Raw genomic sequence first — 10261 nt, 5'->3', positions numbered from 1 at the left:
GCGACACAAGGCCGCTCCTACACTGACCGCGTAGACGGCATCGATATGGGATGGGCGAGCTCTGTGGGAGCTGGCGATAGCCTGCGATGAGGCCGGAACAGGCTTGCACAACACCAGGCGTCACCCCTGGCGCAAGGTTTTTTGCCGCACGATCCACAGGCTCACCAGCACCGCACTGCTGAGCATGAATACCCGCGCCCAGAACAAAGGCACCAGATAACACGACAGCCCGATGCTCGCCCACATCAAGCCGATGGCGTATACCTTGGCCTTGAGCGGAATACCCTCGCCACCTAAATAGTCGCGAATCCACGGCCCAAGCTTGGGGTGATTGACCAGCCAGGCATGAAACCGCGGCGAACTACGGGCAAAACAAGCCGCTGCAAGCAGCAGGAATGGGGTGGTCGGCAGTACCGGCAGGAAAATCCCTACCACCCCCAGCGCAACGCTGAGCCAGCCGGCGGCCAGCAGCAGGTAGCGCACCACCTCGATCAGTGGTGGCGTGGTTTGAGCAGCGCAGGTTTTTCGTCCGGGGCGTGCAGCAGCAGGAACAGCGCCGTCAGCGCTTCCGGGATTTGCACGATCATGTCGTCCTGCAGGTTGGCGTTGCTGGCGATATCGGCAAACTCAGGCTGCTCGTCGAACAGGCCCGAACCCACCATGATCGGCAACAGCATTTCGCTGACTTCTTCTTCGGCGCTGTCGAACCAGGCCTCTTCACGCAGGAACACACCTTCCATGAAGCCGATGCACCAGCCGCGCAGGTCGGAATCGTCCGGCTCGTCGGTCAGGTCGAGCTCGCAAGGCAGGTCGAAATCTTCCTCGCTGGCCAGCTGGCGGGCGATATGCGCCTTGAGTGCCACCAGGGTCGCTTCGATTTCGGTGCGCTGGGCATCGCTGGCGTAATGCGGCTCTTCAGCGAACAGTGCATCGATCCATTCACGCTCGGGAACGTCCTCGGCACAGATCGACAGCGCGGTCAGGTAGCCGTGTGCGGCGACGTAGTCCAGCGCTTCTTCGTGCAGCTCATCGGCGTCGAGGAAGGCTTGCAGGCGGGTCAGTTGCTCGGCGAAGGACATTACGGGGCTACCTTGGGGAATAAACGATACCGAATTCTAGCACCTTGCGGCGCACACGGGGCAAAGGGAACGTCTGTCAGTGGGCATGCCGGGGGGCGGGCCACTCGGGTATACTCCGCGCTTTTCACTGCCAGCAGGCGCTGCACGCGCCCTGGCAAAAACCGCTTACGCATTCGTTGTGTGCGCGGCGCATTTATCGTCCAGCCTGTGTCCAGGGTGGTACGGCGATTTTGGAGTGGCAAATGCTCGAACAGGCTCAGCGCGTTCTCAAGGATGTCTTCGGTTACGACAGTTTCCGGGGCCGCCAGGCCGCGATCATCGAATGCGTGGCCAATGGCGGCGACGCCCTGGTGCTGATGCCCACCGGCGGCGGCAAGTCGCTGTGTTTCCAGGTGCCGGGCTTGCTGCGCCCAGGCCTTACCGTGGTGGTTTCGCCGCTGATCGCGCTGATGGACGACCAGGTCGCAACCCTTGACGAACTCGGGGTGGCGGCTGCCGCACTCAACTCTACGCTCAGCGCCGAACAGCAGCGTGATCTTGCCGGGCGCCTGCGTCGGGGCGAGGTAAAAATGCTGTACCTTGCGCCCGAGCGCCTGGTGCAGCCGCGCATGCTCGATTTTCTGCGCGGGCTCGACGTCTCGCTGTTCGCCATCGACGAGGCCCACTGCGTGTCGCAATGGGGCCACGATTTCCGCCCCGAATACCTGCAACTGGGCCAGCTCGCCGAGTTGTTCCCGCATGTGCCGCGCATCGCCCTGACCGCCACCGCCGACATGCGCACCCGCGAGGAGATCGTCCAGCGCCTGCACCTGCAGGGCGCCGAGCGCTTTCTGTCGAGCTTCGACCGGCCGAACATCTTCTACCGCATCGTGCCCAAGGAAGCCCCGCGCAAGCAACTGATGGCCTTCCTCGGCGAGCGCCGCGGCAACGCCGGCATCGTCTATTGCCTGTCGCGCAAGAAAGTCGACGAAACCGCAGCGTTTCTCTGCGACCAAGGCTTCCCGGCGCTGCCGTACCACGCCGGTCTGCCGGCCGAGACCCGTGCCGCCAACCAGCGCCGCTTCCTTAACGAGGAAGGGCTGATCATGGTTGCCACCATTGCCTTCGGCATGGGCATCGACAAGCCCAACGTGCGTTTCGTCGCCCACCTCGACCTGCCCAAGTCGCTTGAGGCCTATTACCAGGAGACTGGTCGCGCCGGCCGTGATGGCCTGCCGTCGGATGCCTGGATGGCCTATGGCCTGCAGGACATGGTGATGCTCAAGCAGATGCTGCAGAACTCCGAGGGCGACGAGCGCCACAAGCGCGTCGAGCAGCACAAGCTCGACGCCATGCTGGCGCTGTGTGAAGAAACTCGCTGCCGCCGCCAGTCGCTGCTGGCCTACTTCGACGAGGTGCTCGAACAGCCGTGCGGGCACTGCGACAACTGCGTCGACAAGGTACAAACCTGGGATGCCACCGAACCCGCTCGGCAGGCCCTGTCGGCGGTGTTCCGCACTGGCCAGCGCTATGGCGTAGGCCACTTGGTGGACGTGCTGCTGGGCAAGGACACCGAAAAGGTGCGCAGCTTTGGCCACGAGAAACTCTCGGTATTCGGCGTGGGCAAGGCCATGGCCGAGGCCGAGTGGCGCTCGCTGTTCCGCCAGTTGGTCGCCCGCGGCCTGGTCGATATCGACCTTGAAGGCTATGGCGGCCTGCGCCTGTCTGACACTTGCCGGCCCCTGCTGCGTGGCGAAGTGAACCTGCAACTGCGCCGCGACCTCAAGCCGCAGACCACGGCCAAGTCGTCCGGCAGCGGCGGCGGCAGCCCGGCCAGCCAACTGGTACGTGCCGAGGAGCGCGAACTGTGGGAGGCGCTGCGCACCCTGCGGCGCAAGCTGGCCGAAGAGCACAGCGTCCCGCCCTATGTCATCTTCCCCGACTCGACCTTGCTGGAGATGCTGCGCAGTCAGCCCACCAGCCTCAGCGACATGGCCCAGGTCAGTGGCGTTGGCGCACGCAAGCTGGAGCGCTATGGCCAGGCCTTCCTCGAAGTGCTCAACGGCGCGGGTGGCACTGAAGAGGCGCCGAAGGTGGTGCTCGACCTGCGCCACGAACTGGTCAGCCTGGCCCGTGCCGGCATGACGCCGATGCAGATCGCCGGCCAGCTCAACTGCAGCGAAAAGAACGTCTACAGCTTGTTGGCCGAGGCCATCGGCCGCCAGGAGTTGAGCCTGGACCAGGCCCTGGACTTGCCCGAAGACCTGATGATGGAAGTGCAGGACGCGTTTCTGGACGGTGAGGGCGAATTGCCGCCGGTTTCGACCATCGCGCCGCTGTTCGGTGCGCGGGTGCCGGAAGGGGTCCTGTACTGCATACGGGCGGCGCTGGCGGCGGAGTTCGAGCTGTAATTGGCGAAATTTGCGCCAATAGCTGATCTTTGTCATATCCGCTGACGACCCCCGGTCTTGCCTGATCGTCCGGGCCATGATTAGCTGACTAACAATTAGTTCTGTTCATTGAGTTGCTTATGCCCCTGACTGACAACCAACACCGTTTCGGCATGCAGCTGGCCCAGATGTCGCGAGGCTGGCGTGCCGAACTGGACCGCCGCCTGGCCGGGCTCAACCTGTCCCAGGCGCGCTGGTTGGTATTGCTGCACCTGGCGCGTTTCGAAGAGGCGCCGACCCAGCGTGAGCTGGCCCAGAGCGTTGGTGTCGAAGGCCCCACCCTGGCGCGCTTGCTCGACAGCCTGGAAACCCAGGGCCTGGTGCGTCGCCAGGCAGTGATGGAAGACCGTCGCGCCAAGAAGATCCTGCTGTGCCCGCCAGCCAAGCCGCTGATCGAGCAGATCGAAACCATCGCCCACGCGCTGCGCCAGGAGCTGTTCAGCGGCGTGGATGAGGCAGACCTTGAAGTGTGCATGCGCGTGCATGGCAAGATTCTCGCCAACCTCGAAAAGTCCTGAACAACCATGGCCGACAGCAAGCCCCACATCGTCATCACTTATTGCACCCAGTGCCAGTGGCTGCTGCGCGCCGCGTGGCTGGCCCAGGAACTGCTCAGCACCTTCAGCGATGAGCTCGGCCAGGTGGCATTGGCACCTGGCACTGGCGGGGTGTTCCACATTACCTGTGACGGGGTGCAGGTCTGGGAGCGCAAGGCCGATGGCGGCTTCCCCGAGGCCAAGGTGCTCAAGCAGCGGGTGCGCGACCTGATCGACCCGCAACGCGACCTGGGCCACAACGACCGCTGATCAAGCCCCCTCGGCGGCGTGTTGGCGAGCGGGTTCGTTGCCCGCCATGCGGCTGGACAGCACGATGGCGAAGATGATCAGCGCGCCCCCGGCAAGCATGCTCAAGGTTGGCGTTTCAGCGAACACCGCCCAAGCCACTGCAATGCCATAAACCGGCTCCATGCCGAACACCACCGCTGCCGTGCGCGCCTTGATCACCGCCAGCGCGGCGACGAAAAGGCTGTGGGCTACCCCGGTGCAGAACACGCCGAGCAGGGCGATCCATAACCAGTCCAGTGGTGTTACCGCTTCAATGCCCGGCGCCGCGAATGGCAGCAGGCAAAGGCCGACCACCAGGTTTTGCCACAGCGCCGCCTGCACTGCCGGCAGGCGCCCGGATCCTGCGCGGTTGGTCAGCGACAGCAAAGAGAACAGCAGCCCGGACAGCAGCGCCCAGAGCAGCCCGCCGGTCGCCTGGCTTGCCAGGTCGAACTCAGGCGTCACCAGCACCAGGCCAATGCTTACCAGCAGTACCAGCAGCGCTTCGTTGCGGCGGATCCGCTCGCGGAACAGCACGCCTTCAAGAATCACCGTGAACGCCGGAAAGCTGGCAAAACCGAGCGTGGCGATGGCCACGCCACCGACCTTGACCGCGATGAAAAAACTCACCCAGTGCCCGGCTAGCAGCACGCCGCCCAGCAGCAGGCGGCGCACATGCCCGTGCAGCGGCTGCCAGCGCTGGCGGGCGAGGGCGATGAACAGGCCCAGGGCGAGGACGGCAAAGGCGGCGCGACCAAAGACGATGATCGACGGGCTGGCGCTGGCGGCCAGCTTGCCGAACACGCCGGTCAGGCCGAAGAACAGCGCGCCAATGTGCAGGGCGCCGAGGGCGGTGCGGTGGTTCATGGGGGGCCTTGGCATCAATGAGCGGGTCAGGTGCGAAACGGGTTTAAGTCAAACGTCGGTACCCGCGCAGTTTAGGGCGTCAGGCGAACAGATTCTGTCGCCAGGCTCTCTTCAGTTATCGCCAGACTCGCGTCTGAGCGCGAGAGGTGAACTGCCAAACATTCGCAGCACTGCCGCTGAGAACGCGCTTTGTGAGGCGTAACCCACCAAGGCGGCGATTTCGCCCACCGGCAGGTGCGTAGCCGTCAGCAGCCGTCTTGCCTTGAGCAGACGGCGCTGGCGAATGTAGTCCATTGGAGTCGTTGCGCACTCATTGAGGAAGCGTGCGTGCAGGCGCGCAGTGGATAGCCCGGCCAGGCGCGCCAGGTCGGCGACCTGCAGCGGATAGGCTGCGTGTTGTTCGATATGCGCATCGAACGCTGCGTAGGGCAGGCGCTTGCTGGGCTGCACCTGTGCCGCAGCGGGCGCGCCGAGGCTCGTCAGCAGCAGTAACGCACCCTGCCGGGCGATCAGCGGGTCATCCATCGGGCCATCAGCCAGCCACTGCACCAGTTGCTGCTGGCGAGGGCCCAGGCCCACCGCGCCTGGGCGGTCGAGCAGGCGGCGGCTTGAATCGGCGTGTGCCCCCAGTTGTTCAGCGAGCCAGTGTTCACTGGGTATGTCCAGGACCAGGCAGTGGCTGCCGGCAGCGCTTGCGCAGGTATGGTGGGCGCCCGCCGGAACCACGATCAGGCCCTGCTGGTCGATTCGCGCGCCGTGGCCTTGTACTTCGAAATCCAGCCGCCCCCGCAGGCCGAACACCAGTTGCGGATGCTCATGGCTGTGCGCGATGAGTTCGTCGCGGTAATGGCGTAGAGAAAGCAGCGGGCCGGTGCTCATGGTCGATCCTTAAGGGCAAGCTGAAAGTGTACACCGTCGCCAGCCTGCAATGAGGTCGCAACAGGTTTGCATGCGACCAGGGTATCTCCCACGCAAGGACTGTCATCTGCGTGTCTCAAACCTGTCATTTGCGCCTGCCAGTCTCCAGCAAACAGTGCCGGAGCCTGCCCCATGACCCACGCCGAACTCGCCCGCCCGTCACGCAAACAGCGTGTGCGAACCCTGTGGATCTCTGATGTGCACTTGCAGCCTCAGGTGGGTGAAAGCGCCTAGCGCTGCGTCAAAGGGCGATACGCCCCAGCAGAATGTCGCGGAACATGGCGAAGTCACCGGCCAGGCTATACCACGGGTGGCTGAAGGTGGCAGGGCGGTTCTTTTCGAAAAAGAAGTGCCCCGCCCACGCAAAGCCGTAGCCGACCAGTGGCAGCAGCAGCAACAATGCCCACCGGCCACTGCCCAAGGCATAGGCGAACACGGCGATCACCAACGCGGTGCCGACAAAGTGCAGGCGCCGGCAGGTGGGGTTGGCGTGCTCGCCCAGATAATAAGGGTAGAACTCGGCAAAACTTCGGAACTGCGCGGTGTCGGTCATGGCGGGGCTTTCCGTATCTGCTGGTCGAAAAACAGGATACACGGCGTGGAGCCTGAAACGAGTCTAGAGTGACTGGGTACGCCGACCAGTGACAATAAGCGCCAATTGAGTATCCTTTCGATTCACCGCTTGAGCGGTCAGCACAAGAAGCCTGTCATGAGTGAAAGAACGACGTCTGCCAGTTGGGCATCAGGGATCGTCAAGGCGCTTGAGCTTGAAGGGCTCGACTGCCCGAGCATGTTCAGGCAACTGGGGCTGGATTTTGCCGCCCTCGACGACCCCGACGCACGCTTCCCCCAGGACGCCATGACCCGGCTGTGGCAGTTGGCAGTGGAGTTGTCCGGCAACGAAGCCATTGGCCTGAACATGGCCCGCGTGGTGCGCCCGGCCTCATTCCATGTGGTCGGCTATGCGTTGATGTCCAGCCGCACGCTGGCCGAAGGTTTTGACCGGCTGGTGCGCTATCAGCGCATCATTGCCGAAAGCTCGGACCTGAGCTTTCGCCTGGGCCCGGAGGGTTACTCGCTGGTGCTTACAGTGCACGGCGATCACTTGCCGCCCACCCGCCATAGTGCCGAGGCGTCGCTTGCCTGCGCGCTGGCGCTGTGCACCTGGCTCAGTGGCCGGTCAATCCAGCCGCGGCGGGTGTTGATTCAGGGGCCGCAACCGAAGAACGTCGAGCCGTACAAGGTCGCCTTCCACGCCCCCTTGGTGTTCGGCGCGGCCCATGACGCGCTGGTGTTCGAGCGCGCCGACATGGAGGCGCCGCTGCCCACCGCCAACGAGGCCATGGCCGTGCTGCATGACCGCTTTGCCGGTGAGTACCTGGCGCGGTTTTCCGAGAGCCGGGTTACCCACCGCGTGCGCCAGGTGCTGTGCCGCATCCTGCCGCAAGGCGAGCCCAAGCGCGAGACCGTGGCGCAGGCTCTGCACCTGTCGCAGCGCACCTTGCAACGGCGTTTGCAGGATGAGGGCACCAGTTTCCAGACATTGCTCGACGACACCCGTCGCGAGCTTGCCGAGCAGTACCTGGCCCAGGCTTCCACCACGTTGCTCGAAACCGCGTACTTGCTGGGTTTTGCCGACCCGAGCAACTTCTACCGAGCGTTTCGTCGCTGGTTCGATGTCACCCCCAGCGAGTACCGCGCCCGGCTGGCGATCAGTGACGCCAGAACGCCGGCATGCACAACACCAGCACCGTGATGATCTCAAGGCGGCCCAGCAACATGCCGCCGGCCAGGATCCACTTGGCGGCATCGGGCAGCGAGGCGAAGTTGCCGGCAGGGCCGATCACCTCGCCCAGGCCAGGCCCGACGCCGGATACGGTGCTGGCGGCGCCGGTCAGCGCGGTCATCCAGTCCAGCCCCAGCAGCGACAGCAGCAGGGCGATGAGGGCGATGGTGGCGGCGAAGAAGAACGAGAACGTCAGGATGGAGCGCACGATTTCTTCGTCGAGGCGGTGACCGTTGTATTTCTGCTTGATCACCGCGCGCGGGTGGATCAACTGGTTAAGGCTGGCCTTCAGCAGGGTGTAGGCGACCTGGAAGCGGAAAATCTTGATGCCGCCGGCCGTCGAGCCTGAGCACCCACCGATAAAGCCCAGGTAGAAGAACAGCATCAACGAGAAGTTGCCCCACAGGCTGTAGTCGCCCAAGGCAAAGCCTGTGGTGGTGACCACCGAGGTGACGTTCAGCGCCACATGGCGCAGCGCATCCAGCCAGTGCAGGTTGGTGGTGGCCCAGTACCAGGTGCCGAGCACCACCCAGGTGGCAAGCAACAAGCCGAGAAAACCCTGCACCTGCTGGTCGCGGATCAGCGCCCGGCGGTTGCCGCGCAAGGTCGACACATACAAGGTGAACGGCACGCTGCCCATGATCATCACCACTACCGCCACCCAGTGCACGGCAGGCAGGTCCCATTTGGCCAGCGACTGGTCCGAGGTGGAGAAACCCCCGGTGGAGATCGCCGACATGGCATGGTTGATGGCATCGAACGGGTTCATCCCGGCCCACCAGAACGCCAGGCTGCCGAGTACGGTAATGCCCACGTACACCGCGACGATGTACTTGGCGACCATGTGCGAACGCGGCATGACTTTTTCGGAGCGGTCCGAGGATTCGGTCTGGAACAGGCGCATGCCGCCGATGCGCAGCAGCGGCAGGATGGCTACCGCCATGCCGATGAAGCCGATGCCGCCCAGCCAGTGCAGCATCGAGCGCCACATGAGGATGCCCGGCGACATGTTGTCCAACCCGCTGAGCACGGTCGAACCGGTGGCGGTGATGCCGGACATGCTTTCGAAGAAGGCGTCGGTGTAGCTGATGTGCTGGGTGAGCAGGAACGGCAGCGCGGCGAACACCCCGACCACCAGCCAACTGCTGACGGTGAGCAGGTACATGTCACGCGGGCGCAGGTGCACATGCTCGGGCCGCCCTGGCACCACCAGGCCCAGGCCTGCGAGGAAGGTGATCATGCTGGCCCAGAGGAATGACGGCATGTCGCCAGTGCGTTCGAAGATCACCAGCGTGGCCATGGGCACAACCATGCTCACAGCCAGGGTGATCAGGAAGATGCCGATGATGAAACCAATGATCCTTAAGGTCGGCAACGCCATGTGATCTGCTCTGACTCGAAACGGAAAGGGCGCCATTCTACCTGTGGGTCAGGTGTTGTAAACGCACGATTGGCGCATCGTGGGGCAAGCTCGCTCCCACGTGATGGGCGGGTTGGTGCAGAATGTCGGCACTTTCAATCTGCCAGGAGGGTAGCCGATGGAGGCTCTCGACGCATTGCTCAACCGTGTTTCCGTGCCGCGCCTGACCGAACCTGCCCCCAACGCTGCGCAGCGCGAGGGGTTGTTCCAGGCAGCGCTGCGGGCGCCGGACCACGGCCAATTGCGCCCATGGCGTTTTCTGACTATCGAAGGGCAGGGCCGCGAGCGGCTCGGCGAGCTGTTTGCACAAGCGCTGCAGGCCAAAGGCGATGCCAGCCCGGCCGCACTGGACAAAGCTCGCGCCATGCCGCTGCGTGCGCCGTTGCTGATTGTGGTGGTGGCAACGTTGCAGGATCACTTCAAGGTGCCCAAGTCCGAGCAGCGCCTGGCTGCCGGGTGCGCCGCCCATGGCATTTTGATTGCTGCCCATGCCCAAGGTATTGGCGCGGTGTGGCGCACGGGTGACATGGCCTTTGATGCGCATGTGCATCAAGGGTTGGGGTTGGCTGACAACGAAGAATTGATCGGTTATCTGTACGTCGGCACACCGCTCGCCGAGCCGCGTACCCCGCCGGTGCTTAAGACCGAGGATTTCGTTGCGCCCTGGGGGGAGTGATCGGGATTGTGAGAGCGGGGCGCGCTTTGGGGTTTGTGCAAACCTGCTCCGGCCTCATCGCAGGCTGGCGCCAGCTCTCATAGAACAAACGCTAACTATCTGATTTACATGGATAACGTGGGAGCGGGCTTGCTCGGTGCCCAGTTCTCTGCGCGACAGCGCAGCCCGGAAGGGCTGGGTGATCTCCCACGGAATGTGGCTTGTCGCTATATCGGTGCCGTTTGACGCGGTCAGTGTAGGAGCGGCCTTGTGTCGCGATGGG

General features: G+C 63.9%; 11 protein-coding genes. 5 read left to right on the top strand and 6 right to left on the bottom strand.

Translation table 11 applies throughout. From position 1 onward, the window contains the following. Positions 1-120: 120 nt before the first annotated feature. Complete coding sequence (locus HU720_RS23235; protein ID WP_186523378.1) at positions 121-483, bottom strand: DUF454 family protein; 363 nt, start codon at positions 481-483, stop codon at positions 121-123. An 8-nt stretch (positions 484-491) separates the two neighbouring features. Then, entirely contained in the window at positions 492-1079 is a 588-nt protein-coding gene (locus tag HU720_RS23230) for a YecA family protein (RefSeq protein WP_186523377.1), read from the bottom strand. 242 nt (positions 1080-1321) lie between these two features. Here HU720_RS23230 and recQ point away from each other — a divergent pair, with 242 nt between their 5' ends. The 3 genes from recQ (at position 1322) to HU720_RS23215 (ending at position 4314) form a co-directional block, all read left to right on the top strand. Then, positions 1322-3469 (top strand): DNA helicase RecQ, encoded by a 2148-nt coding sequence (recQ, locus tag HU720_RS23225; protein WP_186523376.1) that lies wholly within the window; start codon positions 1322-1324, stop codon positions 3467-3469. Positions 3470-3588: 119 nt separating this feature from the next. Next, positions 3589-4026: a MarR family transcriptional regulator gene (locus HU720_RS23220; RefSeq protein WP_186523374.1), complete on the top strand. Its 438-nt coding sequence runs from the start codon at positions 3589-3591 to the stop codon at positions 4024-4026. A gap of 6 nt (positions 4027-4032) precedes the next feature. After that, positions 4033-4314: a SelT/SelW/SelH family protein gene (locus tag HU720_RS23215; RefSeq protein ID WP_186523365.1), complete on the top strand. Its 282-nt coding sequence runs from the start codon at positions 4033-4035 to the stop codon at positions 4312-4314. Here the strand turns inward: HU720_RS23215 and HU720_RS23210 are convergent, their stop codons facing one another. The 3 genes from HU720_RS23210 to HU720_RS23200 form a co-directional block, all read right to left on the bottom strand. After that, entirely contained in the window at positions 4315-5199 is an 885-nt protein-coding gene (locus HU720_RS23210; protein WP_186523363.1) for a DMT family transporter, read from the bottom strand. A 111-nt stretch (positions 5200-5310) separates the two neighbouring features. Continuing rightward, the gene (locus HU720_RS23205) at positions 5311-6078 is read right to left on the bottom strand and encodes an AraC family transcriptional regulator (protein ID WP_186523362.1); all 768 of its coding nucleotides are present in this window, start codon (positions 6076-6078) and stop codon (positions 5311-5313) included. A gap of 280 nt (positions 6079-6358) precedes the next feature. Then, positions 6359-6670 carry a DUF962 domain-containing protein gene (locus HU720_RS23200; protein WP_186523361.1) on the bottom strand — a complete coding sequence of 104 codons (312 nt, stop codon included), beginning with the start codon at positions 6668-6670 and terminating at the stop codon, positions 6359-6361. Positions 6671-6826: 156 nt separating this feature from the next. Here HU720_RS23200 and HU720_RS23195 point away from each other — a divergent pair, with 156 nt between their 5' ends. Continuing rightward, positions 6827-7873 carry an AraC family transcriptional regulator gene (locus HU720_RS23195; protein ID WP_186523360.1) on the top strand — a complete coding sequence of 349 codons (1047 nt, stop codon included), beginning with the start codon at positions 6827-6829 and terminating at the stop codon, positions 7871-7873. Here the strand turns inward: HU720_RS23195 and HU720_RS23190 are convergent. Next, on the bottom strand, positions 7830-9284 hold the full coding sequence (locus HU720_RS23190; RefSeq protein ID WP_186523355.1) for a TrkH family potassium uptake protein: 1455 nt from the start codon (positions 9282-9284) through the stop codon (positions 7830-7832). The two genes, HU720_RS23195 and HU720_RS23190, sit on opposite strands and share 44 nt — an antisense overlap. A 157-nt stretch (positions 9285-9441) precedes the next feature. On the opposite strand from HU720_RS23190, the gene HU720_RS23185 reads away from it, so the two are divergent. After that, positions 9442-9999: a nitroreductase family protein gene (locus HU720_RS23185; RefSeq protein WP_186523353.1), complete on the top strand. Its 558-nt coding sequence runs from the start codon at positions 9442-9444 to the stop codon at positions 9997-9999. Positions 10000-10261 lie beyond the last annotated feature (262 nt).

This window comes from Pseudomonas sp. SWRI51 (assembly GCF_014268825.1).
GTDB lineage: Bacteria > Pseudomonadota > Gammaproteobacteria > Pseudomonadales > Pseudomonadaceae > Aquipseudomonas > Aquipseudomonas farsensis.
The sequence above is the reverse complement of the archived record's forward strand: the minus strand, read 5'-3'. Positions and strand labels throughout refer to the sequence as shown.